At 69.6% G+C, this 26,445-nt stretch carries 24 protein-coding genes and 1 pseudogene; 12 read left to right on the plus strand and 13 right to left on the minus strand.

All coding sequences use genetic code 11. The features are described 5' to 3' along the window. Positions 1 to 182: 182 nt before the first annotated feature. The gene (locus tag QFZ50_RS06835; protein WP_307082994.1) at positions 183 to 695 is read right to left on the minus strand and encodes a hypothetical protein; all 513 of its coding nucleotides are present in this window, start codon (positions 693 to 695) and stop codon (positions 183 to 185) included. 348 nt (positions 696 to 1,043) lie between these two features. Here QFZ50_RS06835 and QFZ50_RS06840 point away from each other — a divergent pair, with 348 nt between their 5' ends. Together QFZ50_RS06840 and QFZ50_RS06845 are read left to right on the plus strand one after the other, a co-directional pair. Beyond that, complete coding sequence (locus QFZ50_RS06840; RefSeq protein ID WP_307082995.1) at positions 1,044 to 1,463, plus strand: DUF3054 domain-containing protein; 420 nt, start codon at positions 1,044 to 1,046, stop codon at positions 1,461 to 1,463. Positions 1,464 to 1,492: 29 nt separating this feature from the next. Beyond that, the gene (locus QFZ50_RS06845; protein WP_307082996.1) at positions 1,493 to 1,774 is read left to right on the plus strand and encodes an Lrp/AsnC family transcriptional regulator; all 282 of its coding nucleotides are present in this window, start codon (positions 1,493 to 1,495) and stop codon (positions 1,772 to 1,774) included. Between the two features lie 58 nt (positions 1,775 to 1,832). Here QFZ50_RS06845 and trpD read toward each other — a convergent pair whose 3' ends face one another. Beyond that, complete coding sequence (gene trpD, locus QFZ50_RS06850; protein ID WP_373462305.1) at positions 1,833 to 2,888, minus strand: anthranilate phosphoribosyltransferase; 1,056 nt, start codon at positions 2,886 to 2,888, stop codon at positions 1,833 to 1,835. A 154-nt stretch (positions 2,889 to 3,042) separates the two neighbouring features. Between trpD and ctaE the strand changes: the two genes are divergently transcribed. The 7 genes from ctaE (at position 3,043) to QFZ50_RS06885 (ending at position 9,820) form a co-directional block, all read left to right on the plus strand. Beyond that, positions 3,043 to 3,681, plus strand: a complete 639-nt coding sequence (ctaE, locus tag QFZ50_RS06855; protein ID WP_307082998.1) for an aa3-type cytochrome oxidase subunit III — start codon at positions 3,043 to 3,045, stop codon at positions 3,679 to 3,681. A gap of 86 nt (positions 3,682 to 3,767) precedes the next feature. Then, complete coding sequence (gene qcrC, locus QFZ50_RS06860; RefSeq protein WP_307082999.1) at positions 3,768 to 4,559, plus strand: cytochrome bc1 complex diheme cytochrome c subunit; 792 nt, start codon at positions 3,768 to 3,770, stop codon at positions 4,557 to 4,559. A 75-nt stretch (positions 4,560 to 4,634) separates the two neighbouring features. Beyond that, entirely contained in the window at positions 4,635 to 5,657 is a 1,023-nt protein-coding gene (gene qcrA, locus QFZ50_RS06865; RefSeq protein ID WP_307083000.1) for a cytochrome bc1 complex Rieske iron-sulfur subunit, read from the plus strand. A gap of 1 nt (position 5,658) precedes the next feature. Then, the gene (gene qcrB, locus QFZ50_RS06870) at positions 5,659 to 7,341 is read left to right on the plus strand and encodes a cytochrome bc1 complex cytochrome b subunit (RefSeq protein WP_307083001.1); all 1,683 of its coding nucleotides are present in this window, start codon (positions 5,659 to 5,661) and stop codon (positions 7,339 to 7,341) included. 83 nt (positions 7,342 to 7,424) lie between these two features. Further along, a complete protein-coding gene (locus QFZ50_RS06875) occupies positions 7,425 to 8,039 on the plus strand; it encodes a phosphatidic acid phosphatase (RefSeq protein WP_307083002.1) in 615 nt (204 codons plus the stop codon). Between the two features lie 69 nt (positions 8,040 to 8,108). Beyond that, a complete protein-coding gene (locus QFZ50_RS06880; RefSeq protein WP_307083003.1) occupies positions 8,109 to 8,780 on the plus strand; it encodes a dihydrofolate reductase family protein in 672 nt (223 codons plus the stop codon). After that, entirely contained in the window at positions 8,777 to 9,820 is a 1,044-nt protein-coding gene (locus QFZ50_RS06885; RefSeq protein ID WP_307083004.1) for a nitronate monooxygenase, read from the plus strand. Before QFZ50_RS06880 ends, QFZ50_RS06885 begins: the two co-directional genes overlap by 4 nt. A 117-nt stretch (positions 9,821 to 9,937) precedes the next feature. Here QFZ50_RS06885 and QFZ50_RS06890 read toward each other — a convergent pair whose 3' ends face one another. The 6 genes and pseudogenes from QFZ50_RS06890 to QFZ50_RS06915 form a co-directional block, all read right to left on the minus strand. Beyond that, positions 9,938 to 10,720, minus strand: a complete 783-nt coding sequence (locus tag QFZ50_RS06890; protein ID WP_307086700.1) for a GntR family transcriptional regulator — start codon at positions 10,718 to 10,720, stop codon at positions 9,938 to 9,940. A 124-nt stretch (positions 10,721 to 10,844) separates the two neighbouring features. Then, a complete protein-coding gene (locus tag QFZ50_RS06895; protein ID WP_307083005.1) occupies positions 10,845 to 11,246 on the minus strand; it encodes a cytochrome c oxidase subunit 4 in 402 nt (133 codons plus the stop codon). Then, positions 11,243 to 12,971: pseudogene (ctaD, locus tag QFZ50_RS06900) on the minus strand (aa3-type cytochrome oxidase subunit I). The gene QFZ50_RS06895 and the pseudogene ctaD overlap by 4 nt, the downstream one beginning before the upstream one ends. Further along, a complete protein-coding gene (gene ctaC / locus QFZ50_RS06905; protein WP_307083006.1) occupies positions 12,971 to 13,843 on the minus strand; it encodes an aa3-type cytochrome oxidase subunit II in 873 nt (290 codons plus the stop codon). The pseudogene ctaD and the gene ctaC overlap by 1 nt, the downstream one beginning before the upstream one ends. A gap of 182 nt (positions 13,844 to 14,025) precedes the next feature. Beyond that, complete coding sequence (locus QFZ50_RS06910; protein WP_307083007.1) at positions 14,026 to 14,406, minus strand: HesB/IscA family protein; 381 nt, start codon at positions 14,404 to 14,406, stop codon at positions 14,026 to 14,028. Positions 14,407 to 14,559: 153 nt separating this feature from the next. Further along, a complete protein-coding gene (locus QFZ50_RS06915) occupies positions 14,560 to 15,981 on the minus strand; it encodes a dipeptidase (RefSeq protein ID WP_373462306.1) in 1,422 nt (473 codons plus the stop codon). A gap of 115 nt (positions 15,982 to 16,096) precedes the next feature. Here QFZ50_RS06915 and QFZ50_RS06920 point away from each other — a divergent pair, with 115 nt between their 5' ends. Beyond that, positions 16,097 to 16,687, plus strand: coding sequence for a DUF3043 domain-containing protein (locus QFZ50_RS06920; RefSeq protein ID WP_307083009.1), 591 nt, complete (start codon positions 16,097 to 16,099; stop codon positions 16,685 to 16,687). A gap of 102 nt (positions 16,688 to 16,789) precedes the next feature. Here QFZ50_RS06920 and QFZ50_RS06925 read toward each other — a convergent pair whose 3' ends face one another. Further along, entirely contained in the window at positions 16,790 to 17,866 is a 1,077-nt protein-coding gene (locus QFZ50_RS06925; RefSeq protein ID WP_307083010.1) for a quinone-dependent dihydroorotate dehydrogenase, read from the minus strand. A 68-nt stretch (positions 17,867 to 17,934) separates the two neighbouring features. Here QFZ50_RS06925 and QFZ50_RS06930 point away from each other — a divergent pair, with 68 nt between their 5' ends. Then, positions 17,935 to 19,026 (plus strand): alpha/beta hydrolase, encoded by a 1,092-nt coding sequence (locus QFZ50_RS06930; RefSeq protein WP_307083011.1) that lies wholly within the window; start codon positions 17,935 to 17,937, stop codon positions 19,024 to 19,026. Positions 19,027 to 19,086: 60 nt separating this feature from the next. On the opposite strand, the gene QFZ50_RS06935 is transcribed toward QFZ50_RS06930, so the two are convergent. From QFZ50_RS06935 to leuA, 3 genes are all read right to left on the minus strand, one after another. Next, complete coding sequence (locus tag QFZ50_RS06935) at positions 19,087 to 19,836, minus strand: isoprenyl transferase (protein ID WP_307083012.1); 750 nt, start codon at positions 19,834 to 19,836, stop codon at positions 19,087 to 19,089. 54 nt (positions 19,837 to 19,890) lie between these two features. Continuing rightward, entirely contained in the window at positions 19,891 to 20,637 is a 747-nt protein-coding gene (gene recO / locus QFZ50_RS06940; RefSeq protein ID WP_307083013.1) for a DNA repair protein RecO, read from the minus strand. Positions 20,638 to 20,718: 81 nt separating this feature from the next. Next, positions 20,719 to 22,461 (minus strand): 2-isopropylmalate synthase, encoded by a 1,743-nt coding sequence (leuA, locus tag QFZ50_RS06945; protein ID WP_307083014.1) that lies wholly within the window; start codon positions 22,459 to 22,461, stop codon positions 20,719 to 20,721. A 234-nt stretch (positions 22,462 to 22,695) separates the two neighbouring features. On the opposite strand from leuA, the gene QFZ50_RS06950 reads away from it, so the two are divergent. Further along, complete coding sequence (locus QFZ50_RS06950) at positions 22,696 to 24,654, plus strand: M13 family metallopeptidase (protein WP_307083015.1); 1,959 nt, start codon at positions 22,696 to 22,698, stop codon at positions 24,652 to 24,654. Positions 24,655 to 24,769: 115 nt separating this feature from the next. Here the strand turns inward: QFZ50_RS06950 and QFZ50_RS06955 are convergent, their stop codons facing one another. Further along, the gene (locus QFZ50_RS06955) at positions 24,770 to 26,311 is read right to left on the minus strand and encodes an LCP family protein (protein WP_307083016.1); all 1,542 of its coding nucleotides are present in this window, start codon (positions 26,309 to 26,311) and stop codon (positions 24,770 to 24,772) included. Positions 26,312 to 26,445: the final 134 nt, after the last annotated feature.

Here is a 26,445-nt window from a genome sequence, read left to right on the forward strand (position 1 = left end):
TACCCGTGCCGAGGAATGCCCGCAGGAGGATCGAGGACAGGATGGTTCCGCGACGGCGGCTGCCCGCGACGGAACCATCCCCGCGCCTCGAGGGCGCCGTCAGGCCCTGACGGGCCCGATCAGGAGCGGGCCCGGGTCAGCCGTGCGCCGGTCAGCCGTGGGCCGGCAGGGGCCGGACCGCCTCAGCGGTGCCCGCCGAGGATGCCGAGCTCCACGGCCTTCGCCGCGCCGTCGGCCTCGTCCTGCGTGAGGGAGCCGTCCGCGACCGCCGCGTCGAGCCTCTCCTGCAGATCGGCGGAGCGTTCCGCCCGGCGCTCCGCCTCCAGGTCGTCGAGCGCGGTCTGCACGGTCGCCTCGTCGAGCCCGAGCGCTTCCGCGAGGGAGGCCGCGAGCGCCGACTGCAGGGCGTTGCGGTCCGGCCGGCCTCCGGTGTCCTCCCGGGAGGACTGCAGCGCATCCTGGACCGCCGCCTCCTCGACCCCCAGCTTCTCCGCGAGGGCGGCGGCGTCGAATCCGCCGCCGTGCCGGCCGCCCCCGCCGCCCCGGCCCTCGGCGTCGGGGGCGGCCGAGGCGCTCGCGGACGGCTCGGGTGTCGCCGTCGTCGCGGCATTGGCCATGCCCGTGATCCCGAGGCTCGTCCCGGCCACCAGGGCTGCCGCACCGATGCCCAGTGCCATCTTCCTCCGCTGAATCATTGTGTCTCCTCGATCTGCCGCTCTCCGCGGCCGCTTGCAGTGGACTGGGCCTTCATCGACCCTGCACCACTGTCACCGGTGAACGTGTGGCGCGGCTTTCGTGGTGCTGTGCGCCGGCTGTGTCCGGTCGTGCCCGGCTGTGTCCGGGTATGCCGACGGACCGGCGCCCGCCGCAGCTCTCGCGATCGGCTCGGCGCAGAAGGGTGGCGCGCAGGGTCGGCGCACAGGGTCGGCTACGACCGGGCGTCGGCGACGCCGGAGGCCTACGCCACGTCCGCGCGCTGTCGGGCAGACCGTGGCCCCGATGTCATCCACGCCCCCGCCACCGACGGGCAGTAGGCTGACCTCATGGTCCGCCGCACTCCCGTCCGCCCGCACGCACGGCCGACCCGGGGGGACACGCGGCGCACCCCGCTCGTCTGGCACCTCGCCGATGTCCTCCTCGTCCTGGCCTTCGCCGCGTCCGGTCGCCGTACCCATGAGCACGGGGTCACGGCGGCGGGCATCCTCGAGACGGCCTGGCCGTTCCTCCTCGCCTACGCGCTCACGGCGCTCGTGGCACGGGCGTGGCGCACACCGGGCTCCCTGGTGCCCACCGCGGTCGTCCTGTGGCTCGGGACCGTCGTCGGCGGACTCGCCCTGCGTGCCCTCTCCGGTGCGGGGGTGGCCTTCAGCTTCCAGGTGGTCACGCTGCTCGTCCTCGGCGTGTTCCTGCTGGCACCGCGGGCCGTGGCACGCGCTATCGACCGGCGCCGACGGGTAGCGTAGGACCGAGGTCCCTACCCGAAAGGCACGCCATGATCACCGCATTCGTCCTCATCCAGACCGATGCCGCGCGCATCCCCGAGAGTGCGCAGGCCATCTCCGAGATCGAGGGCATCAGCGAGGTCTACTCGGTGACCGGCGAATGGGATCTCATCGCCATCGCACGCGTGAGCCGTCACGAGGACCTCGCGGACGTCATCGCCGACCGCCTGTCCAAGATCGAGGGCATACGGTCCACGACGACGCAGATCGCCTTCCGGTCCTACTCGCAGCACGACCTCGACGCCGCGTTCTCCCTGGGCTTCGACAGCTGACGGATCGCGGCGGGTCCGCGGGCCCGCCATCGCCGGCACGCCGAGGACCTTCCGCCGGTCAGCAGGACCGGGTGGCCTCGATCCACCGCTCGAGCACGTCCGCCGCCGCCCCGGAGTCGATGGAGGCGCGGGCGCGGTCCATCGCCGCCCGGATCCGGTCGACGAGGTCCCCGTCGGCGGTGTCGTCGAGCGCCACGAGGCCGGCGGCGGCATTCAGGACGACGGCGTCGCGTACCGGACCCGTGTGGCCGGCCAGTACTGCACGCACCACGCCCGCGTTGCCGGTCGCGTCGGTGCCGCGGAGCGCGTCGACCGGCACGGCGTCGAGGCCGAAGTCCCCCGGGTGCACCTGATGCGCCTGCACCCGACCGTCGCGGACCTCCCACACCGTCGAGGACCCGCTGGTGGTGAGCTTGTCGCGGCCGTCGTCGCCGCGGAAGACGAGGGCCCGGATGCCGCGGGCCGCGAGCACGCCGGCCATCAGGGGAGCCATCCTCGCGTCGGCGCAGCCGAGCGCCTGGGCCGTGACCCCGGCCGGATTGCTTAGCGGCCCGAGGAAGTTGAACGCCGTCGGCACGCCGAGCTCACGCCGTGGGACGGCCACGTGCTTCATCGAGGGGTGGAAGACCTGCGCGAAGCAGAACGTGATCCCCGCCCGCTCGGCCGTCCTCGCGACGTCGGACGGCGCGAGGTCGAGCCGGACGCCCAGCTCCTCGATGACGTCGGCCGCCCCGGACGCCGACGACGCCCCCCGGTTCCCGTGCTTGACGACCCTCGCCCCGGCCCCGACCGCCACGAGCGACGCCATGGTCGAGATGTTCAGTGTGTTCAGGCCGTCACCGCCGGTCCCGACGATGTCCAGGGTCGGTCCTTCGACAGCGATGCGGTGCGCGCGTCCCAGCATCGCCTCGACGAGCCCGACCAGTTCGTCGACCGACTCGCCCTTGGCGCGCAGGGCGATCAGGAAGCCCGCGATCTGGGCGTGGCTCGCCTCACCCGCCATGATCGTGTCCATCGCCCAGCGGCTCTGCGCCGTCGTCAGATCCGTCCTTGACAGGAGGGACGAGAAGATGGACGGCCAGGTCGGTTGCACCCCTGCAGGGGTCGTTGTCAGGCTCACCGTCCCAGATTATCTACGAATTGTAGAAAGTCATCACGGGGAACTTCCGCGGAAATCCGGGCGTTGGGGCTCCCCACGGTCTCGGGCGGCGCCCGGGAGGCCCATTTCGCGTTGGTGATCGTGATGTTCTTGGGGACATAATGACTCTGTGACATCTGCGACCCAAGCCCCCAGCGCCGCCCCGCATCCCGCACTCAACCGCCCCAACATGGTCTCCGTAGGAACCGTGGTGTGGCTGTCCAGCGAGCTGATGTTCTTCGCCGGCCTCTTTGCCATGTACTTCACCCTGCGGTCCACCTCCAGCGAGCTGTGGGCCATGGAGACCGAGAAGCTGAACGTGCCGTTCGCCCTCGTTAACACGATCATCCTCGTGTCGAGCTCCTTCAGCTGCCAGTTCGGCGTCTTCGCCGCGGAGCGCCTCCAGCCGCGCAGGACCGGCGGAGTGTTCGCCTTCAGCCGCTGGGGCATGGTCGAGTGGTTCCTCCTGACCTTCCTCCTGGGGGCGATCTTCGTCTCGGTGCAGGCCTACGAGTACGCACACCTCGTGGCCGAGGGCGTCTCGCTGTCCTCCAACCCCTTCGGGTCGGCCTTCTACATGACCACCGGCTTCCACGGGATCCACGTCATGGGCGGCCTCGTCGCCTTCCTCTTCATCATCGGCCGCGCGTTCATCGCCCGCCAGTTCGGCCACTTCGAAGCCACCTCGGCGATCGTCACGTCCTACTACTGGCACTTCGTCGACGTCGTCTGGATCGGCCTGTTCATCATCATCTACTTCCTCCAGTAACTGCCTCACGTAAACTCTTCTACTAGAGGTAGAATTCAATGAAGAACTCCAGCAGCTCTGGCACCACAAAAGGCAGGAACCACTCCGTGAAGGCACTCTCCCAGAGGCGGCGTCATCCCCTTGCAGCGTTCGCGCTGCTCCTGATGGCGCTCCTCGTCACCGGCGGGCTGTACGCCGCCGCCAGCACCGCCAACGAAGCGCAGGCACAGACCACCACGTTCACGGCGAACGACGTCGAGGAGGGCGGCAAGCTGTTCTCGGCGAACTGCGCCTCCTGCCACGGCATGGGCGCCACCGGATCCGACGCGGCACCGTCGCTCGTCGGTGTCGGCGCGGCCTCGGTCGACTTCCAGGTGGGCACCGGGCGCATGCCGATGCAGATGGACGGCCCCCAGGCGCAGGCCAAGCCCGTCCAGTTCACCGAGGAGCAGATCAGCCAGCTCGCGGCCTACGTGTCCTCGCTCGGCGCCGGCCCGTCGATCCCCTCCGAGGAGATCACCGATGCCTCCGAGGGTGATCCCTCGAAGGGCGGCGAGCTCTTCCGCGTGAACTGCGCGATGTGCCACAACGCCGCTGCCGCCGGTGGCGCCCTGACCCGGGGCAAGTTCGCCCCGTCGATCGACGGCACCTCCGAGAAGCACATCTACGAGGCCATGGTCACGGGCCCGCAGAACATGCCCGTCTTCAACGACGCGAACATCGCCCCCGAGGACAAGCAGGACATCATCGCGTTCCTCAAGACCATCGAGGAGCAGGGCTCCCCGGGTGGAGCCGACCTCGGCTCGCTCGGCCCGGTCTCCGAGGGACTCTTCATCTGGGTCGCCGGCCTGGGCGTCATCATCGCCTTCACCGTGTGGCTCACGTCGCGGTCCTCCTGACCATCCGCACGCGCATCGTGAACGAATTCAAGACAGACTTTCGAATGCAGTACCTGAAGAAGGATGAGAGGGATCATGGCCGACTCTAGTCACGGCGCTCCCGGGACCTCGGTTACCGTCACCACGCCGGGCCGCGAGCTGGACCAGTTCGAGAACCCGGGCCTCCCCCCGCACCGGCCGCGCCTGGCGGACCGGGACCGCCGCGCCGAGAAGCGTGCGGAGCGGCAGGTCGCCCTGCTGTTCTTCATCTCGGTCCTCGGCACCCTGCTCTTCTTCGTCGGCTACTTCTTCATCCCGCTGGACCAGACGGTGGAGCGGCTACGCCTCCAGAACCTCATGCTCGGCCTCGGCACCGCCTTCGCGATGCTCGGCATCGGCGTCGGGATCGTGCACTGGGCCAAGACGCTCATGCCCGATCACGAGGTGACGGAGAGCCGCCACGAGATCCGCCCGGAGCAGGACCGCCAGGACGCCGAGAAGATCGTCAACGACATCCTCGACGAGTCGGGCATCAAGCGCCGGCCGCTGATCCGCAACACGCTCCTCGGAGCGGCGATCCTCGCTCCCCTGCCGGCGATCGCCATCTTCCGCGACCTCGGTCCGCTCCCCGGCAACGCGCTGAAGCAGACCATGTGGGACACGGGCGTCCGCCTGACCCGCGATCCGAGCGGCACCCCCATCCTCGCCTCCGACGTCACGATCGGTTCGGCGTTCCACGTCATCCCCGAAGGCCTCAACGAGGTCGAGAACAAGCTCGAGGAAAAGGCGAAGGCAGTCGTCCTGCTGATGCGCCTGGACCCCGAGGAGCTCAACCCCTCTCCCGGACGGGAGAACTGGGGCTACGACGGAATTGTTGCGTATTCCAAGATCTGCACGCACGTCGGCTGCCCGGTAGCACTCTACGAACAGCAGACACACCACCTGCTGTGCCCCTGCCACCAGTCCACCTTCGACCTCGAGCAGGAATGCAAGGTCATCTTCGGACCGGCTGCACGGCCGCTGCCACAGCTACCCATCGAAGTCGACGACGAGGGCTACCTCGTCGCGTCAAGCGATTTCCAAGAACCCGTAGGACCTAGTTTCTGGGAGCGAGGCTGACATGAGCAGCTCAACTGCGACGCCTACCTACGTGCCGAAGACGCGCGTGGGCAAGGTCACCGACTACGTCGACTCCCGCGTCGGCGGCTCGGGGATCGTCAAGGAGTTCGGCCGGAAGATCTTCCCCGACCACTGGACGTTCATGTTCGGTGAGGTGGCGCTGTACACCTTCGTCATCCTGCTCATCTCCGGCACGTTCCTCACCTTCTTCTACGACCCGTCGATGGCCGAGACGCACTACGAGGGCAGCTACCTGCCCCTCCGCGGCGTCGAGATGTCAGTGGCCTACGGGTCATCGCTGGACATCTCCTTCGATGTCCGCGGCGGCCTGTTCATGCGCCAGATCCACCACTGGGCGGCACTGCTGTTCGTCGCCTCCGTGGCGGTGCACATGCTCCGGGTCTTCTTCACCGGCGCGTTCCGCCGGCCGCGCGAGTTCAACTGGGTCGTCGGTTGCGTGCTGCTCATCCTGAGCCTGGCCGCCGGCTTCACCGGCTACTCGCTCCCCGATGACCTGCTCTCCGGTAACGGCCTGCGCATCATCGACGGCGTCATGAAGGCCATCCCGGTAGTCGGTACGTACCTGAGCTTCTTCCTCTTCGGCGGCGAGTTCCCGGGTACCATGATCATCGGTCGCCTGTACGTGCTGCACATCCTCCTGATCCCCGCCGTGATCCTGCTCCTGATCGGCATCCACCTCTTCATGGTCGTGCTCCACAAGCACTCGCAGTTCCCCGGCCCGGGCCGGACGAACACGAACGTCGTCGGCTACCCCGTGGGACCCGTCTACGCAGCGAAGGCCGGCGGCTTCTTCTTCATCGTGTTCGGTGTCCTCGCCGCGATCGCCGCAGCGTTCACCATCAACCCGATCTGGAACTACGGCCCCTACGATCCCTCCCCCGTGTCCGCGGGAACCCAGCCCGACTGGTACATCGGATGGGTGGACGGCGCCCTGCGCCTGATGCCCGGCACCATCGGGGACTTCGATTTCGAGTTCATGATCCCGTTCCCGTGGGGCGTCAACGCGCTCTCCCTGAACGTCCTGATCCCGGCGCTCGTCCCCGCGATCATCGTCTTCACCCTCATGTTCGCCTGGCCGTGGATCGAGGCCTGGGTCACGAAGGACAAGCGGGAGCACCACCTGCTCAACCGCCCGCGCAACGCTCCGACCCGCACGGCCGTCGGCGTCGCAGGTGTCGTGTTCTACTGCGTCCTCTGGGCCGCTGCGAGCTCGGACCTCATCGCCACGCACTTCCTCGTGTCGCTGAACGATGTGACCTACTGGCTGCGCTTCCTGGTGTTCTTCGGCCCCGTCCTCGCCTTCATGGTCGCTCGGCGCATCGCCCTCGCCCTGCAGCGCAAGGACCGCGAGATCGCCCTGCACGGCCGCGAGACCGGACGCATCGTACGCCTGCCGCACGGTGAGTTCATCGAGGTCCACGAGCCGGTGGACGACTACAAGCGCTACAAGCTCGTCGCGTTCGAGTCGCCCGAGGTCATGGTCCCGGCGCCGGACGCCGACGGCAAGGTCTCGCTCCTCGACAAGGCCCACGGTCGCCTGTCCCGCTTCTTCTTCGAAGACCGCGTGGCCCCCGTGACGCCGAAGGAACTGGCGGCCTCCCATGGAGACCACCACGACGAAGTCGCCGGCGCGAAGGACCGCGAGTCCATCGCGAGCCACTAGCACCTGAACACCCGATCGGAGGGCCCGGACGCCAGCGTCCGGGCCCTCCGTCATCTCCGCGGCGATCAGAGAAGGAATGTGGGATGAGTGCTCTTCCGACCGCACAGGGACGGTCGATGTCGGACCGGCTCGCGGTCGCGGTCAGCGAGGTCTTCGCCCCCGCCGTCCTCCTGTCCCTGTTCCTGGTGCTCGCGGCCCTGCACTCCGCTGCCTGGCCGGAGAGCGTGCTCCTCGCGGCCGTGGCCGTCGGTTTCACCGCGGCCCTGCCCCTCGTCGGCGTCATCGCCCTCGTGCGCCGCGGGTATCTCGTCGACCACCACATCAGCGATCGCCGCCAGCGGTTGCCCGTGCTCGCCGGGACCCTCGTGTCGATCGGCATCGGCCTCGCACTGCTCCTCCGCCTCGACGCGCCGGCCGCGGTGGTCGGGGCTGTGGTGTGCACCGTCGCAGGGGTGCTCGCGGTCCTGGTCGTGAACCTCTGGTGGAAGCTCTCGGCGCATTCCGCGGTCGCCGTGTTCGCCGTCGTCGGCATGCTCGCGCTGTTCGGTGCGTGGGCGTCCCCCCTCGTGCTGGTCCCCGCGGCCGTCGGCTGGTCGCGCGTCCGGCTCCTCGCCCACACCCCGGGCCAGGTGGCGGCCGGCTACGCCGTCGGGGCCCTCATCGGAGGTGCGTTCGCTCTCCTCGTGGCGGCCGGTTGACGGCTCCTGTCTTGAGCCACCGGTCCGGTCACCCTAGAGTGATCGCCAACGACAAGCCCAGGAGATGCCATGTCCCTCGTCCGCGTGCACAACTTCTCGATCTCCCTCGACGGCTTCGGTGCCGGTGACGGCCAGGCCCTGGACGCCCCCTTCGGTCATGCCGGCTCCCGGCTCATGGAATGGGCGTTCGAGACGAGCACGTTCCGCGCCATGGGCATCCACGGGGAGTCGGAGGGGTCCCGCGGCGTGGACGAGGCGTTCGCCAGCGCGTGGGGTCCCGGGATCGGCGCGGAGATCATGGGACGCAACAAGTTCGGCCCCCAGCGCGGCCCCTGGGAGGACGAGGCGTGGCGGGGCTGGTGGGGTGAGGACCCGGTCTTCCACACCCCCGTGGTCGTCCTGACCCACCACCCCCGGCCGGTCCTCTCCATGGACGGCGGCACAGCCTTCCATTTCGTCGACGCCGATCCGGCCGCTGCGCTCGAGCAGGCGCGCGCCCTGGCCGGTGACGGCGACATCCGCATCGGCGGCGGCGTCGCGACGGTCCGGCAGTTCCTCGAGGCCGATCTGATCGACCACCTGCACATCGTCCTCGTGCCGATCGTCCTCGGCCGGGGCGAACGGCTCTGGGACAGCCTCGAAGGACTCGAGGAGCGCTTCGCCATCGAAGCGACCCCTTCCCCGTCCGGCGTCGTGCACCTCGTCTTCACGCGCCGCACGCCCCCGAGTGCCGGCTCGTGACGGATCCCTCCGCGGTCCTGCCCGATCCGGTTCCCCTGCCCTTCGCGCTGCGCCGACCGATCATCGGGGCACCGATGGCCGGAGGACCCTCCACCCCGGCACTCGCCGCCGCCGTGACCGACGCCGGCGGCCTGGGATTCCTCGCCGGCGGGAACAAGACACCGCAGCAGCTCGCAGACCAGATCGCCACCACGAGGACCCTCACCTCGGGGCTCATCGGGGTCAATCTCTTCGTCGTGTCAGCCAACCATGCCGACGAGGACGAGCTGGAGGCCTACCGGCAGGAACTGCAGCCCGACGCCGACCGGTACGGCGTCGAGGTCGGTGCCCCCAGCTGGGACGACGACGCCTGGCACGCCAAGCTGGACGTGATCCGGGACTTGGGACCCGACGTGGTGTCGTTCACCTTCGACTGTCCGGACGCCGACGTCCTGCAGGAGCTGAACGCCCTCGGCATCCACACCGCCGTCACCGTCACCTCCACGGACGAGGCACGCACCGCCGCCGAACGCGGCGCGCGGATCCTCATCGTGCAGGGCCCCGACGCCGGCGGCCACCGCGCCACGTTCGATCCGGCCGCCGAGCCCGGCACCGAGCCGCTCCCCGACCTGGTCACCGCCATCAGGAACACCACCGACCGTCCGCTGATCGCCGGCGGTGGCATCAGCACCCGGACGCAGGTCCGCGCGATCCTGGACACCGGCGCCGCAGCCGTGCAGGTCGGGACCGCCCTTCTCCTGGCCGACGAAGCCGGAACGACCCCGGCTCACCGCTCAGCCCTGCAGGACCCGGTCTTCACCGAAACGAAGGTGACCCGCGCCTTCACCGGCAGGCCCGCCCGCGGACTGCGGAACCGGTTCATGGACGACCACGAACGCAATGATCACGCCTACCCGCAGATCCACCACATGACCGCACCCCTGCGGGCGGCCGCGGCCGCGCACAACGACCTGCAGGCACTGCACCTCTGGGCCGGCACCGGCTACCGTCACAGTCGCTCCGGGCCGGCCGCGAACATCATCGCCGACCTGACACCCTGACCCCCGACACCCTGGCCCCCGACACCCTGACACCCGCGGGGTCCTCCCCTGCCGGCGGTCCCGCGTCCCGTCCTCGGTACCACCCGGCGCCGGGTCGCGGTATCGGGGGCCGGCACGTCACCCGAGTCGCTTGGAGCTGTACGCACGCGGCGTGCGGACGCCCGGGCGTTGCAGGGGCACCCACAGCTTGTAGCGATCGGCGCGGTAGTAGGACACGGAGTAGTCGATCATCGCCCGCGCCACGTACGCATGCCGCTGGATCTTCAGCAGCGGGGCATTCATCTCCACGTTGAGCAGGCGGGCGATGGACGGCGACGCCGCCGTCGCCTCGATGGTGTCCTCCCCCCACTCCATGACGAGGCCGTACTTCTCGCTGAGCACGTTGTAGAGCGAGGTGGGAGGAGGACCGTCGAGCAGGCCCTTCACCCGGTGCGCCGGAAGGAAGTTCTCGTCGACGCTCATGGGCTCCCCGTCGGCGAGGAGCTGACGCCGGAACCGGACGACCGGCTGGCCGATCTCGATCTGCAGCTCCCGCGCCACCAGGGGGCTCGCTCCCTGCTGCTCGAAACTGAGGACCCGGGCGTCGGGCACCATCCCGCGGCGGATCATCTCCTCCGTGTAGGACGTCATCTTCATGTGCAGGTCCACCTTGGCCCGCGCCACGAAGGTCCCCAGGCCCACCACCCGCTCCAGTACCTCCTCCGCGACGAGCGCGTCGACGGCCTGCCGGACGGTCATGCGTGCCACGCCGAAGTACTCGCTCAGCTGCCGCTCGGACGGGATGCCGGCCCCGGGCTCCCCGAACTGCCGGATGTAGCGGCGCAGGCTCTCCCGGAGCTGGACGTGCTTGGGTGTGCCGGACGCGTCGTCGAGGCGGTCCGCGTCGAAAGGCCTGGGCAGTACTGCCACGTGTCGGTCTCCTCGCTCCGCCGGCGTCCCCCGTGCGGGGTCGCTGTACCGACTCTAGTTAAACGACAGGGAGCCCGCACGTGGCGGGCTCCCTGTCGCAGGGCTTCGAGCGGTACTAGTGGGCGTGGTACCCGCGGCTGTATTCGAAGACCCAGCCGACGAGGGCGATCGCAGCCAGGCCGAGACCGATGTACAGGATCCAGAACCCGATGGCGATTCCGAGGAAACCGGTCGCGGCGGCGAGGCCGAGGACCAGCGGCCACCAGCTCCACGGGCTGAAGTGGCCCTGCTCGCCGGATCCCTCGTGGATCTCGGCGTCGAGGCGATCCTCGGGGCGTGCACCGACGCGCTTGCCCGTGAAGGCCAGGTAGAAGCCGATCATGCCGGCGAGGCCACCGACGAGCAGGATCCCGAGCAGGCCGACCCACTCGGACCATTCCGTCAGCCAGCCGTAGATGAAGGCGACCGGCACGAAGATCGGCACACCGAAAAGGAACAGGTTCTTCTCGATCCTCATGCGTTGGCGTCCTTCCGGTCGGCCGAGCCCATGAAGCTGGCCGGGCTCTCATCGGGGGTGTGGGTCTGCTGCAGCTCGGGGTGGTGCAGGTCGAGCGCAGGGCGCTCCGAGCGGATGCGCGGCAGCGACGTGAAGTTTGTGGCGCGGCGGCGGGCACGAGGTCGCCCACTCCAGGGAGGCACCGAAGCCCCACGGGTCGTCGACCTCGACCTTCTTGCCGGTGCGCCAGGTGATGTACACGTTCCAGAAGAACGGGATCAGCGATGCGCCGAGGACGAAGGACCCGATCGTGGAGAACTGGTTCATGGCCGTGTAGCCGTCCTCGGGCAGGTAGTCCGCGTACCGGCGGGGCATGCCTTCGACGCCGAGCCAGTGCTGGATGAGGAACGTGGCGTGGAAGCCGAGGAACAGCATCCAGAAGTGGATCTTCCCGAGCCGCTCGTTCAGCATCTTGCCGGTGAACTTCGGCCACCAGAAGTAGAACCCGGCGAACATCGCGAACACCACGGTGCCGAAGACCACGTAGTGGAAGTGCGCGACCACGAAGTAGGTGTCGGAGACGTGGAAGTCCAGCGGCGGCGAGGCCAGGATGATGCCGGTGAGTCCGCCGAAGAGGAACGTGACGAGGAAGCCGAGGCTCCACAGCATCGGTGTCTCGAAGGTCAGCGAGCCTCGCCAGAGGGTGCCGATCCAGTTGAAGAACTTCACGCCGGTGGGCACCGCGATGAGCATGGTCATGAAGGCGAAGAACGGCAGCAGGACGGCGCCGGTGACGTACATGTGGTGCGCCCACACGGTCACGGACAGGGCCGCGATGGCGATCGTCGCGTAGACCAGGCCCTTGTAGCCGAAGATCGGCTTGCGGCTGAAGACCGGGAAGATCTCCGAGACGATGCCGAAGAACGGCAGGGCGATGATGTACACCTCGGGATGGCCGAAGAACCAGAACAGGTGCTGCCAGAGGATGGCACCGCCGGCCTCGGGGTCGAAGATGTGGGCACCGAAGCGGCGGTCCGCGCCGAGCGCGAAGAGGGCCGCGGCCAGCGGCGGGAACGCCATCAGCACGAGGATCGAGGTGATCAGGGCGTTCCAGGTGAAGATGGGCATACGCCACATGGTCATGCCCGGTGCGCGCATGCAGATGATCGTGGTGATGAAGTTGACGGCGCCGAGGATCGTGCCGAAGCCGGAGAGCGCGAGGCCGAAGACCCAGAGGTCACCGCCGACGCCCGGCGAGAAGGTCGTGCTCGAGAGCGGTGCGTAGGCGAACCAGCCGAACGACGCGGCACCCTGGGGGGTGATGAACCCCGAGACGGCGATGCTGCTGCCGAATAGGAAGAACCAGAACGCCAGGGCGTTCAGCCGCGGGAACGCGACGTCGGGTGCGCCGATCTGCAGCGGCATCACGAAGTTCGTGAAGCCCGCGAACAGCGGGGTCGCGAACATCAGGAGCATCACGGTGCCGTGCATCGTGAACAGCTGGTTGTACTGCTCCTTGGTCTGCAGGATCTGCATCCCGGGCTCGAACAGTTCTGCGCGGATGATCAGCGCCATGACACCGGCGAAGCAGAAGAAGACGAACGAGGCGATCAGGTACATGAACCCGATCGTCTTGTGGTCCGTCGAGGTGATCCAGTTGACGACGATGCGTCCCTTGGACCGCGGAACCACGCGGGGAGCGGCTACGGTGCCGGCTTCCTCAAGGGTGTATTCGAAGGTGGACATCAGCTGCTGCTCCTGGCTGGGTCGGTATCGGGATCATCTCCGGGGTAGGAGTCGCGGTCGTACTCGTCGCCGAGCTGACCGTCCTCCAGACGGTCCATCTGCGCATCGAATTCCGCCTGCGAGACGACCTTGACGTTGAAGAGCATCTCCGAGTGGTACTGACCGCACAGCTCGGCGCACTTGCCCGCGAAGGTCCCCTCCTTGGTAGGAGTGAGGTTGATGTAGTTGGTGCGCCCGGGGTACAGGTCGCGCTTCTGCAGGAACGCCGGGACGAAGAACGAGTGCTGCACGTCGCGGGCGTTGAGCTGGAGCTCGACCGACCGGTTCACGGGCAGGTACAGGGTCGGAAGGTTCTCCGGGACGCCTTCCTCGCCGTTCAGGCTGCCCTGGACACCGGTGGAGTACTTGTCCTCGGTGACGTAGTTGAAGTCCCACGACCACTGCTTGCCGCGGACGTCCACGATCACGTCGGGGTCCTCCACGCGGGCGTCGATCGTCGCGATGTCGCGCTCGGTGAAGTAGAAGAACACGAGCACCATGAACAGCGGGATCGTCAGGTAGAAGATCTCGAGCGGCAGGTTGTAGCTCATCTGCCGCGGGTAGCCGGTGTCGTTCTTCCGGCGGCGGTACGCGACCATGCACCAGATGATCAGGCCCCACGTGATGACGCCGACGGCCAGGGCCGCGATCCACGAGTTGACCCACAGATCGGTGATGGCCCCGGTGTGGTTGGTGTTGTCCCGGTCTGCCGGAAGCCAGCCCTTTTGGGCTTCTGCCGAACAGCCGGTCAGTAGGAGGGCGCCAGCCAGCGAGATGCTGGAGATCTTCGCGATCCTGACGCGCTTGCTACCGGTTCGGTCCTGCGAACTCACAGACGGACCTTCCTTTTCTACGTGCGTTGCCACCCGCCCATGAAGCTGCCCGGGGTGCACATCCAGTTTTACTACTCACTGTAGAGCTTACCCGGAAGACCCGCGATCCGGTGACATGCGAAAGGCCCGGAACACACCCTCTCGGGTTGTTCCGGGCCTTCGCCGCGTGCTAGTGGACAGCCTTAGTGGAAGGAGTCCCCGCAGGCGCAGGAGCCGCCGGCGTTCGGGTTGTCAATGGTGAATCCCTGCTTCGAGATGGTGTCCTCGAAGTCGATGGACGCACCGGACAGGTAGGGCACGCTCATCTTGTCCACGATGACCTCGACGCCGTCGAAGTCGCGGACGGCATCGCCGTCCAGGACCCGCTCGTCGAAGTACAGCTGGTAGATCAGGCCCGAGCAGCCGCCGGGCTGTACCGCCACGCGCAGGCGGAGGTCCGTACGGCCCTCCTGCTCGAGGAGGCTGCGCACCTTGCCGGCTGCGACATCGGACAGGTCGACCTCGTGGGCAGGAAGCTCGGTGGACTCCTGCAGGGCTGCTGCTTCGGTGGTCGGTGTGCTCATCGTGTCTCTCCTAGCTCGGATCCTGGCGGATCCGCTCGTGCGTCCGCGGGGTGGCGCGCACGGCGTCGTCCCATTCTACGCCGGGCCCACTCTCCATCTAACGGCCGAGGGGCCCGAAACATTTCCGTCCCCCGGCCGGGCACGGCCCGGGTGTCACCCCTGGTCGCGGTGCAGCCCGCCGTCGTTGATCCGGGCGAGGAGGATCGCCTCGGCCAGGACGGCTTTCCGGAACTCGTCGAGGTGCAGGGACTCGTTCGCGCTGTGGGCCCTCGAATCGGGGTCCTCGACGCCGGTGATCAGGATCTGGGCGGAGGGGAAGAGCTCCGTGAGGTCGGCGATGAAGGGGATGGAACCACCCATCCCCGCCTCGACGGCCGGCACGCCCCACGCCTCCTCGAGGGCCTCCAGCGCCAGGCGCGACGCGGGCTCGCTGGTATCGGTACGGAAGGGGCTGCCGGTCTCCCCCGGCGTGAAGGTCACGCGGGCGCCGAACGGCGCGTGGCTCTCGACATGGCTCCGGACGGCGTCCATGGCCGCCTGCGGTTCCTGCCCGGGCGCCAGGCGGAGGCTGAACTTGGCGCGGGCGCGCGGGAGGAGGGTGTTCGAGGACAGGGCGACGCTCGGGACGTCCATGCCGATGATGGACAGGGCGGGCTTGTGCCACAGCCTGGAGGCGATGGAGCCCGTCCCTGCGAGGTCGACGCCGTCGAGCACCGAGGCGTCCGCGCGGTAGTCCTGTTCGGCGTAGTCCACGGTCGCGTGGTCCCCGCCCTGCAGGCCCGCGATGGCGACGTCGCCGGCGTCGTCGTGCAGCGTCGCGATGAGCCGGGCGAGCAGCGTCGGGGCGTCGAGGACCGGCCCGCCGAACATCCCGGAGTGCACCGCGTGGTCGAGGACCTGCACCTCGATGGTGCCGTCGACGAGCCCTCGCAGGCTCGTGGTCAGCGCGGGCACGCCGACCTTCCAGTTGCTCGAATCGGCGACGACGATGACGTCGGCCTCCAGGTCGGCGCGGTAGGTCTCGAGGAAGGAGCGGAAAGTGGGCGAGCCGGCCTCCTCCTCGCCCTCGATGAACAGCGTGACGCCCACCCCGAACGCGTCGCCGAGCACGTCGGACAGTGCCCGGAAGGCGCCGACGTGCGCCATGATGCCGGCCTTGTCGTCGGCTGCCCCCCGCCCGTAGAGCCTGCCGTCGCGTTCCGTGGCGACGAACGGTTCGGTCTCCCACAGCGCGGGATCGCCGGGCGGCTGGACGTCGTGATGCGCGTAGAGGAGCACGGTCGGCCGGTCGCCGACCGCGGGACGGCGGGCGACGACGGCGGGCCCGCCGGGCGTGCCGTCGTTGTCGACGCGCAGGATGCGGACGTCGTCGATGCCGGCGCCGCGGATCAGCGCGGCGACGGCCTCTGCGCTGCGATCGAGTTCGGCGGCGTCGAAGGCCTCCCAGGCGATGCCCGGGATGGCGACGAGGCCGGAGAGCTCCTCGACGATCCGGGGGAACGCCGTGTCGACGCTCGCCCGCAGCTGCTCGACGACGTCGGAGGGCTCGTGCGGATGCTCGGTGGGGGTACTCATGGAAGTCATGCCAGAACCCTACACAGCCCGACCGCGGGACCGGGGCGGCAGGGGGCGGGCGAAATGCCCGGACCGGACCGGCGGGGCGGACCCGGCGAGCCGGTATCCTGAAGGGGTGTTCGGACGAAATAAGGAAGCCCCCTCTGCCCAGGAAGTCGTTGACAGCGCTTCATCGACCCACGAGACGCAGCGCGTGCAGGGCAAGGGTGCCCCGACACCCAAGCGCAGCGTCCAGCAGGCCGCCCGCAAGCGACCCCTCGTGCCCACCGACCGCAAGGCCGCCCGGGACAAGGACCGGTCGGCGGTGCGGGACGACCGCGCCAGGATGCGCCAGGCCCTCGACACCGATGACGAGCGCTACCTGCCGCTCCGGGACAAGGGCCCGAACCGGCGCTTCATCCGGCAGTTCGTCGACGCGCGCGTGAACATCGGCGAGTTCCTCATGATCGCCGCCCTCGTGTTCGTGATCCTCAGCTTCTTCCAGTCCCTCGCGGTGCAGAGCGCCGTGCTCATGGCGTTCTGGGTCCTCATCGTCGCGGTGATCGTCGACTGCATCCTGCTGCGGCGCAAGCTGAAGAAGAAACTGACGGAGAAGTTCGGCGGCCCCAACCAGGGCGATCTCTGGTACGGGGTGACCCGGGCGCTGCAGCTTCGCCGCCTGCGCCTGCCGAAGCCGCAGGTCAAGCGCGGACAGTACCCCTCCTGATCGCGACCACGAGCTCCTGACGTCCGCGGCGCGCCGCGGACGGGAACGGAAGAAGAGCCGGGCCTACGGGCCCGGCTCTTCTCCGTTCCACGAGGGACCGCGTCAGGTGGCTGCGCGACGGCGTGCCAGCCCCCGATTGATGCGGCGCGCCCAGAACGGTCCCTCGTAGAGGAAGGCCGTGTAGCCCTGCACGAGCGTGGCGCCGGCGTCGAGCCGCTCGGCGACGTCGTCGGGCGTCTCGACGCCGCCCACGGAGACGATGGCCAGCTCATCACCCACGGCGGCCCGCAGCCGCGTGAGGACCTCCAGCGAACGGGCTTTCAGGGGCGCGCCGCTGAGGCCGCCCACGCCCTTGGCCATCACCGTGGCGGGGTCGGTGGTGAGATTCCCGCGGGTGATGGTGGTGTTCGTGGCGACGATGCCGTCGAGTCCGAGGTCCAGGGCGAGGGCGCCGACGTCGTCGAGGTCCTGGTCCGTGAGGTCGGGGGCGATCTTGACGAGGAGCGGCACGTGCCGGCCCGCCGCGCCGTCGGCCGTGCTGCGCACCGCTTCCAGCAGCGGCCGGAGGGAGTCCACGCTCTGCAGCAGCCGGAGCCCCGGCGTGTTCGGTGAGGACACGTTGACCACCAGGTAGTCCGCCACGGGGGCGAGCTGACCTGCGCTCACGAGGTAGTCGGCGATGGCGTCGGCGATGTCGACCTTCTTGGTCTTGCCGATGTTCACACCGACCACGGGCCGCCGGCGCTCCCCGTAGCGGCGCGCCAGCCGGTGCCGGGCCGACTGCAGGCGGGGGGCGACGGCGGCGGCACCGTCGTTGTTGAAGCCCATCCGGTTGATGACGGCCCTGTCCTCCACGAGGCGGAACAGGCGGGGCGCCGGGTTGCCGGGCTGCGCCTGGCCGGTGATCGTCCCGATCTCCACATGGCCGAAGCCGAGCGCGGTCAGCGACAGCACGCCCTTGCCGGCCTTGTCGAAACCGGCAGCGAGGCCGAAGGGCGACGGGAACTCGACCCCGAACGCGGTGGTGGCGAGGCCCGGGTCGGGTGCGCAGAAGCGGCGCAGGGCCCAGCCCACGGGTGTCATGTCGACGGCGCGGATGAGGGTGAACCCGATCCTGTGGGCCCTCTCGGCGTCCATCCCGGAGAAGACGAGCCGGAAGAAGGTCGGGTAGAAACGCATGGGTCAAGAGTTCCATGACGGGTGCTGGAGCATCAACTCGGGGCGGCGGAAGGAGGATAGTGTCCTGCATGGACGAATCCTGGGCCGAGGACATCCTCGGGCCATCCTTCCGCGCACTGACCCTGCCGCTCGAGCCCGACGACGAGGGACCCCGCGTCGCGACGCTCGTCGCCTACGAGCCGGACGGCGCCGGGGGCACCGCCGAACCGGCGGGTACCGCGCGTGCGGTGCTGTACGTCCACGGCTTCAGCGACTACTTCTTCCACGAGGAGCTCGCCCGGACCCTGCACCTGCACGGCTGGGCGTTCTTCGCCCTCGACCTGCACAAGTACGGGAGGAGCCTGCTGCCCGGCCAGACCCCGGGCTACGTGACCTCGCTCGAGGACTACGACGCGGACCTCGAGGCCGCGATCCTCGCCCTCGAACGCCGCATCGCCGTCCGCCGCGGCGTGCCGACGGCCGTCGACCTCGTCCTGATCGCGCACTCCACCGGCGGGCTCGTCGCCACGCTCTGGGCGGCACGCAATCCGGGCCGGATCGCCGCCCTCGTGCTCAGCAGCCCGTGGCTCGACACCCCGGGCACCGCGCTGGTGAAGCGCGCGGCCCACGGCATCCTGGCCCGGCTGTCCCACCGCCGGCCGAAGCTGCGCCTGCGGCTGCCCGAACCCGGCGCGTCCTTCCGCAGCATCAGCGACACGCGGGAGGGCGAGTGGGACGTCGATCCGGCATGGCGCCCGGAGGCCGGCTTCCCGGTGACCGTCGGCTGGCTCGCCGCCGTCCTGGCCGCACACGCCACCCTCGCGAGGGGGATCTCGGTCAGCGCCCCGGTCCTCGTCCTGTGCTCCGCGGCGTCGACCCTCGGCCTGGCGTGGAAGAGCGCGAAGCTCGCGACGGACAGCGTCCTCGACGTGGAACCCATGGTGCGCCGCGCGGCGGGACTCGGCCCGAGGGTGACCATCCGCCGGCTCCCCGGTGCACTGCACGACGTGTTCCTGTCCCGCGGTGAGGTGCGGAGACTCGCCGTCGACAGCGCCGCGTGGTGGCTCGATGCGTACGTCCCCGTGCGGGCGGCCGACCGCCGCGAACTCCCCCGGGCCGCTCCGGCCCGGACCGCCGTGCCGGTCGCGGACGCGGAGCCGGCCGGACGGTCGGAGGACTAGACGGTCGGAGGACCGGACGGTCGAAGCACCAGACCGTCGAAGCACCAGACCGACGGAGGGCTAGGAGGAGCGGCGGGCGTCCGCGGTGCGGTCCACGGCTCCGCCGTAGCGGCGGTCGCGCGACGCGTACTCCTCGATGGCACGCCAGAGCGTGCGGCGGTCGACGTCGGGCCAGAGGGTGTTCATGAACACCATCTCCGCGTACGCCGACTGCCACAGCATGAAGTTGGACAGCCGCTGCTCACCGGACGTGCGGAGGAACAGGTCGACGTCGGGCAGGTCGGGTTCATCCAGGTAGCGCTGGATCGTCTTCTCGTTGACCGAGGAGGCCTTCAGTGTCCCCGCGGCGACGTCCTCGGCGATGGCCCGGGCCGCATCGGCGATCTCGGCCCGCCCGCCGTAGTTGACGCACATGGTGAGCGTGCACGTCGTGTTGTGCACTGTGTGCCGCTCCGCCTCCTCCAGCTCGCGGATGACCGACTGCCACAGCTTCGGACGCCGCCCGGACCAGCGGATCCTCACACCCCAGGCGTCGAGCTGATCGCGCTGGCGGCGCAGCACGTCCTTGTTGAAGCCCATGAGGAAGCGGACCTCCTCAGGTGAGCGCTTCCAGTTCTCCGTGCTGAAGGCGTACACGGAGACGTGCCGGACACCGATCTCGATCGCGCCGGCCATGACGTCGAGGAGCGCGGCCTCGCCGGCCTTGTGCCCGTCCGTGCGGGGCAGTCCCCGCTCGTTGGCCCAGCGGCCGTTGCCGTCCATGACGATCGCCACGTGCTCGGGGACGAATTGCCGTGGGATGGACGGCACCTGCTCCCCGCTCGGGTGCGGCCAAGGCGCGACGGGACGGTGTGCCGGGGTTGTTCATGCACGCTCCACATGTTTGAGGGAGGCGACCCCGCGTTCGAGGTGCCATTGCAGGTAGGCCGCGACGAGCCCGGCGGCCTCGCGGCGCGCTCCGCTCTCCGACGCGTCCGCGAGAGTCCAGTCCCCCGTGAGGAGCGCTCCGAGCAGGTCCATCGTGGCGGGCGACGGCGACGCCGACCCGGGCGGCCGGCACACCGGACAGACGGCCCCGCCGAGCGGCGCCGAGAACGCGGAGTGGGGTCCGGGCGCGCCGCACCGGGCGCAGTCGGTGAAGCTGGGAGCCCATCCCGCGGTCGCGAGGGCCCGCAGCAGGTAGGAGTCGAGGATGAGCTCCGACGGGTGCAGGTCGCGGCTGAGGGCCGAGAACGCCCCGGCGACGAGGGCGTACTGCGCTCCCCCGGCCTCACCGATATCGGTCAGGCGCTCGGCGGTCTCGGCGATGGCCGTCGCGGCCGTGTAGCGCCCGTAGTCGGAGGCGATGCCGTGCCCGTAGGCGCCCTTCGTCTGCGCCTGGGTGATGACGTCGAGGTTGCGTCCGTGCGCGAGCAGGAGGTCGACGGACATGAACGGTTCGAGGCGCGAACCGAACTTGCTGCTGGTCCGCCGCACGCCCTTGGCCACCGCGCGGACCTGGCCCTGGTCGCGGGTCAGCAGCACGATGATGCGGTCCGCCTCACCGAGCTTGTAGGTGCGGAGCACGACACCTTCGGTGCGGTAGGTACGTGATGCTGAGGAGGACGGCACCTGCCTATTGTCCCACCTGCCACCCCCGCCGAAGCCATCGGCAGGGGTGGCGGGCGGAGGTGGCGGGTGCGCCGCAGGCGATCAGGCGGCGTCGCGGATGGCCCGGTTCACGGCGGAGACGACGGCCTTCAGGGCCGCCATGGTGGTGTTCGCGTCGATGCCGGCACCCCACAGGACGCGCTCGCCGACCGCGCACTCCACGTAGGCCGCCGCGCGGGCGTTCCCGCCGGAGGACAGCGCGTGCTCGGTGTAGTCGAGGACGCGCACGTCCACGCCGTCCTGGCTGAGGATGGCCAGCAGCGCGTCGATCGGGCCGCTGCCGTGGGCGGACCTGCGCTGCTGGACGCCGTCGACGAGGAGCGTGGCGACGAGCTTGAAGGATCCGTCCTCGGCCGTGTCGGTGTTGACCGACGTGAGCTCGTAGTGGCCCCAGGCCTCCGTGCCGCCCTCGGTGCGGGTGGGCAGGTACTCGTCCTGGAAGACCGACCACAGCTGGGCGCCGCTGACCTCGCCGCCCTGGGTCTCGGTGCGGCGCTGGATGACGCCGGAGAACTCGATCTGCGCGCGGCGGGGCAGATCGAGGCTGTGCTCGTTCTTGAGCAGGTAGGCCACGCCGCCCTTGCCGGACTGCGAGTTGACGCGGATGACGGCCTCGTAGGAGCGGCCGATGTCCTTGGGGTCGATCGGCAGGTAGGGGACGGCCCAGGAGAGGTCGTCGATTCCGACGCCCGCCTCCGCGGCGTCGCGCTCCATGCTCTCGAAGCCCTTCTTGATGGCGTCCTGGTGGGAGCCGGAGAAGGCGGTGAACACGAGGTCGCCTCCGTAGGGCGACCGCTCGGGCACGCTGAGCTGGTTGCAGTACTCGGCGGTGCGGCGGATGTCGTCCATGTCGGAGAAGTCGATCTCCGGGTCGATGCCCTGGCTGAACAGGTTCATGCCGAGGGTCACGAGGTCCACGTTGCCGGTCCGCTCACCGTTGCCGAAGAGGCAGCCCTCGATGCGGTCCGCCCCGGCCAGGTAGCCGAGTTCGGCGGCGGCGACGCCCGTGCCGCGGTCGTTGTGGGGGTGCAGCGACAGGATGATGCTGTCGCGGTCGGCGAGGTTGCGGCTCATCCACTCGATGGAGTCGGCGTACACGTTCGGTGTGGCCATCTCCACGGTGGCGGGCAGGTTCAGGATCATCTGCCGGTCCGCGGAGGCCTCGAACACGGCCGAGACCTCGTTGCTGATGCGAGCCGCGAACTCCAGTTCGGTCCCGGTGAAGGATTCCGGGGAGTACTCGTAGGTGATGGCTGTGTCGCCCATGTTCTCCTCGAACTTGCGGCACAGCCGGGCGCCCTGGAGGGCGATGTCGATGATCCCGTCCTGGTCCTGGTTGAACACCACGCGGCGCTGCAGCACCGACGTCGAGTTGTAGAGGTGGACGATCGCCCGGTCGGCGCCCTCGAGGGACGCGTAGGTGCGTTCGATCAGGTGCTCGCGGGACTGCGTCAGCACCTGGATGGTGACGTCGTCGGGGATGCGGTCGCCCTCGATGAGCTGGCGCACGAAGTCGAAGTCCGTCTGCGACGCCGAGGGGAAACCGACCTCGATCTCCTTGTAGCCCATGCGGACCAGCAGATCGAACATCTTGTGCTTGCGTTCGGGGTTCATCGGATCGATGAGCGCCTGGTTGCCGTCGCGGAGGTCGACCGCACACCAGCGGGGCGCCTTCGTGATGACGCGGTCCGGCCAGGTGCGGTCGGGGAGCTCCACGGAGATCTGGTCCTGGAACGGACGGTACTTGCCGAAGGGCATACTGGAGGTCTTCTGTGCGTTCTGCATGGGAATCGGCCTTCTCTGCTGGAAGTGAGGTGCTGGCGGCCGGGCGGTACCTCCGCGGCGAGGGATGGCCAGTGGCTCGTAAGTCCTAGATGGCCTCGCCGCGGCACCGAAGAAGGGTCAGCTGTGCACGCACATTGTCACGATAGCACGGCACATAGGATGGCTTGCGGGCGTCCCGCGCCGGGACGCCCAGGTTCAGCACCGAGGAACACCACGAGGAAACGGGAAGCGACAATGACGATCAGCACTTTCGATCCGGACCAGCTCGACGGGTCGGTCCGGCCGCAGGACGACCTCTTCCGGCACGCGAACGGCGTGTGGCTGAGCTCCGCCGTCATCCCCGAGGACCGCCCGCTCACGGGCTCCTTCACCGCGCTGCGCGACGCCTCGGAACTCGCCGTCCGCGCCATCATCGAGGATGCCGCCGGGACGGGCGGGGACGCCGCGGCGGACGGCATCGACGCGAAGCTCGGCACCCTGTACGCCGGTTTCATGGACACGCAGCGCATCGAGGCGGAGGGCGCCGCGCCGATCATGCCGCTGCTCGAGCGGATCGCCGCGGTGACGACGGTCGAGGAACTGGTGGACCTGAGCGCCGGTCTCACCCGCTCCGGGGTGCAGGGCCTCGCGGCGCCCTATGTCAGCAACGACGCCGGCAATCCGGAGCGGTACCTGCTGCACCTCTACCAGTCCGGCCTCGGGCTGCCGGACGAGTCGTACTACCGGGAGGACGGCTTCGCCGAGACCCGGGAGAAGTACGGCGAGCTGCTCGCCACCCTTTTCGGGCTCGTCGGCACCGGGGACCCGGCGGGCGCGGCGGCTCGCGTCCTGGCGTTGGAGACGCGCCTCGCGGCGTCGTCCATGGGCAGCGTCGAGAGGCGTGACCCGCAGAAGACCTACAACCTGGTGCAGCACGGCGACGTCGCCGGCCTGTCGGACCACCTCGTCCCGTGGCTGGGCATCGTCACCGATGCACCGGACCAGGCGGCGGAGCTCGTCGTCAACCAGCCGGACTACGTCCGCGGGCTGGACGCGGCCCTGCGCGAGGAGGACCTCGCCACCTGGCGGGAGTGGCTGGCGAGCCGCGTCCTGCTGCACGCGTCCGACTACCTCGACGAGCGGTTCGTCGACGCGGCCTTCGCCTTCTACGGCACCCACCTCGCGGGTACGCCGCAGCTGAAGGACCGGTGGAAGCGCGGGGTCGCGCTGGTGGAGGGCGCCATGGGCGAGGCGATCGGCCAGCGGTACGTGGAGCGCCACTTCCCCGCGACGCACAAGGCAGCGATGCTCGACCTGGTGGGCAACCTCATCGCCGCCTACGAGTCGAGCATCACGGCCCTCACCTGGATGACCGACGAGACACGGTCACGGGCCCTCGAGAAGCTGGCCCGCTTCACCACGAAGATCGGCTACCCCGAGCAGTGGATCGACTACGGGCCGCTCGATGTCCGGCCCTCGGACCTCTACGGCAACGTCCTGCGCGCGGCCGAGTTCGAGCACCGCCGCCAGCTGGACAAGCTCGGCCAGCCGATCGACCGCGGGCTGTGGCTCATGACGCCGCAGACGGTCAACGCCTACTACATGCCCACCATGAACGAGATCGTGTTCCCCGCCGCGATCCTCCAGCCGCCGTTCTTCGACATCGAGGCCGACGACGCGATCAACTACGGCGCGATCGGCGCGGTGATCGGGCACGAGATCGGCCACGGCTTCGACGACAAGGGGTCCCAGTTCGACGGGACGGGCAGGCTCTCCAACTGGTGGAGCGAGCAGGACAGGAAGGCCTTCGACGCCCTCACGGGCCGGCTCGTGGCGCAGTACGCCGCGCTCGAACCGTCCGAGGTGCCGGGCCAGGCGGTCAACGGCGAGCTGACGCTCGGCGAGAACATCGGCGACCTCGGCGGGCTGGGCATCAGCTACCGGGCCTACCTCCTCAGCCTCGGCGGCGCCGAGGCCCCCGTCGTCGACGGCCTCACCGGCACCCAGCGGTTCTTCCTCTCCTGGGCGACGTGCTGGCAGCAGAAGATCCGGCCCGAGGAGGCGAAGCGGCGCCTGACCGTCGATCCGCACTCGCCGAACGAGTTCCGCTGCAACCAGGTGGTGCGGAACCTCGACGAGTTCCACGAGGCCTTCGCCGTCGGAGAGCAGGACGGCCTCTGGCTCGACCCGGCCGAGCGCGTCAGGATCTGGTAGGAACCGCGCCGGACGGGCCCGGACGACCGGCCCCGTCCGGCGCTCACCCAGGACCCGTCCGGCATCCCGGCGGCGGGTCGGGGGCGTCGGGGGCGTCGGGGCGGAACCCCTCCGGCTAGAGGCCCGACGTCGCCTGGCAGGTGACCTGGTCGGCCGTCTGGCCGTCGAGGTCGCTGCCGAGCGGCGGGACGACGACCTTCGAGCCCGTGGCGAGGTCGGCGCCGACGACCAGCTGGACCCCTACGGTCTGCTCGCTGAGGAGCACCTGGCTGTCGGGGATCCCGAACCGGGCGGCGAGGTCGGCAGCAGCGGTCTCGTATCCGGGGCCGAACACGACCTGCGACACCTCGGCCGGCACGGACTCGTAGGGCGAGCTCTGCGTGTAGCCGGCCGCGGCGAGGAGCTGCTGGATCTCGGCCCCGCGGGCCGTGTCCGTGGTGGCGTTGATGACGAGGACGGGCACCGTGGCCGGATCGACCGCCGGCGTCTCGGGAGCCTGCGGGGTCTCCGGCGCGGACGGTGTGGCCGAGGGCTCGGGGGCATCCTCGGTGAGGCCGCGGTCCTCCCGCAGCGCGTCGAAGAGCGGGGCCGCCGCTTCCTCGTTCAGCACCAGCCGGTTGGGGTCCTCGACCCACTGCTCGGTCGGGACGGTCACGAAGGCGATGTTGCCGAGGTCCACGTCCTTCATGCGGTCGGCGATCTTCAGCAGTTCCGTGGGCTGGGAGAGCCCTTCGTCCACCGTGAGGTTGCGGGTGATCACGTCGGCGATCGAGTAGAGCTTCGGGAGGTTCGTCAGGGTGCCCTCGGCCCGCACCTTGCGTGCCAGGGACGCCATGAACGCCTGCTGGGCCGCGATCCGCCCGGTGTCGCCGCCGTCGCCGAAGCTGTGGCGTGTCCGCAGGAAGGCCAGCGCCTGGTCGCCCTCGACCTCGCTGGTGCCGGCGGGCAGGGAGAGCCCCGAGTACTCGTCGTCGACGGGCTCCTGGACGCAGACCTCGACGCCGCCGACGGCGGAGGACAGCTCCTTGACGGCGTTGAAGCCCGCCATCATGAAGTGGTCCACGGAGAGGCCGGTGAGGTTGTTGATCGCCGCGACGGTGCAGCCGGGCCCGCCCTCGTCGAGAGCCCCGTTGAGCTGGCCGAGGTCGAGGGCTTCGGAGACGTCGCCGGTCTCGGGGTCGACGCAGCTGGGCAGGGGCACGAGCAGATCGCGGGGGAAGGAGACGACCGTGACGTCCTCGCGGTCGGCCGAGAGGGTCAGCAGCATCATGACGTCCGAGTTCCCCTCGCCCGAGGAGTCGCTCTCGTCACCGAAGAACTCCCCGCTGTTCCCGGTCCGGGTGTCCGATCCGAGGATCAGGATCTGCAGCGGATCGGTGCTCGAATCGACGGGGAGGGCCGAGCCCTGGTCCTCGGCGAGGTTGAGCGGCAACGTGGAGACGTTGGACTGCAGGCGGAGGACCTGCACCGCGACGAAGCCGACGGCGGCCACGAGGACCGTCGCCATCACGAGGGCCGTCAGCCTCAGGACCCGGTGCCCACCGCCACTGCCGAGGTGCCGTCCCACTGGGCCCGTGGTGGCGGGCGCCCCTGCAGGAGCCGCCTCGGAGGCGTCGATGGCGCTGTCTGCGCCCTCGGAGGACGATCGGCGGGTCATGCCCGGGCTCCTTCGGATGGAGGATGGTGGTCGGTACCGGTCGGGACCGTGCGCCGTCGCCGGCGCAGGGATCCGCAGCGCGACGGCAGTGGCGCCGGTCGCCCGGCAATGCTGTGGGAGTCGGCTGCGGAGGC

Origin of the sequence: Arthrobacter agilis (assembly GCF_030816075.1) — a bacterium.
Lineage (GTDB): Bacteria > Actinomycetota > Actinomycetes > Actinomycetales > Micrococcaceae > Arthrobacter_D > Arthrobacter_D agilis_E.

What these genes read in the sequence shown, in the direction of transcription:
- QFZ50_RS06835 (WP_307082994.1), bottom strand. Translation starts at nt 695, where the DNA reads ATGATTCAGCGGAGGAAGATGGCACTGGGCATCGGTGCGGCAGCCCTG.
- QFZ50_RS06840 (WP_307082995.1), top strand. Translation starts at nt 1,044, where the DNA reads ATGGTCCGCCGCACTCCCGTCCGCCCGCACGCACGGCCGACCCGGGGG.
- QFZ50_RS06845 (WP_307082996.1), top strand. Translation starts at nt 1,493, where the DNA reads ATGATCACCGCATTCGTCCTCATCCAGACCGATGCCGCGCGCATCCCC.
- qcrA (WP_307083000.1), top strand. Translation starts at nt 4,635, where the DNA reads ATGGCCGACTCTAGTCACGGCGCTCCCGGGACCTCGGTTACCGTCACC.
- qcrB (WP_307083001.1), top strand. Translation starts at nt 5,659, where the DNA reads ATGAGCAGCTCAACTGCGACGCCTACCTACGTGCCGAAGACGCGCGTG.
- QFZ50_RS06875 (WP_307083002.1), top strand. Translation starts at nt 7,425, where the DNA reads ATGAGTGCTCTTCCGACCGCACAGGGACGGTCGATGTCGGACCGGCTC.
- QFZ50_RS06880 (WP_307083003.1), top strand. Translation starts at nt 8,109, where the DNA reads ATGTCCCTCGTCCGCGTGCACAACTTCTCGATCTCCCTCGACGGCTTC.
- QFZ50_RS06895 (WP_307083005.1), bottom strand. Translation starts at nt 11,246, where the DNA reads ATGAGGATCGAGAAGAACCTGTTCCTTTTCGGTGTGCCGATCTTCGTG.
- QFZ50_RS06910 (WP_307083007.1), bottom strand. Translation starts at nt 14,406, where the DNA reads ATGAGCACACCGACCACCGAAGCAGCAGCCCTGCAGGAGTCCACCGAG.
- QFZ50_RS06915 (WP_373462306.1), bottom strand. Translation starts at nt 15,981, where the DNA reads ATGAGTACCCCCACCGAGCATCCGCACGAGCCCTCCGACGTCGTCGAG.
- QFZ50_RS06925 (WP_307083010.1), bottom strand. Translation starts at nt 17,866, where the DNA reads ATGCGTTTCTACCCGACCTTCTTCCGGCTCGTCTTCTCCGGGATGGAC.
- QFZ50_RS06930 (WP_307083011.1), top strand. Translation starts at nt 17,935, where the DNA reads ATGGACGAATCCTGGGCCGAGGACATCCTCGGGCCATCCTTCCGCGCA.
- leuA (WP_307083014.1), bottom strand. Translation starts at nt 22,461, where the DNA reads ATGCAGAACGCACAGAAGACCTCCAGTATGCCCTTCGGCAAGTACCGT.
- QFZ50_RS06950 (WP_307083015.1), top strand. Translation starts at nt 22,696, where the DNA reads ATGACGATCAGCACTTTCGATCCGGACCAGCTCGACGGGTCGGTCCGG.
- QFZ50_RS06955 (WP_307083016.1), bottom strand. Translation starts at nt 26,311, where the DNA reads ATGACCCGCCGATCGTCCTCCGAGGGCGCAGACAGCGCCATCGACGCC.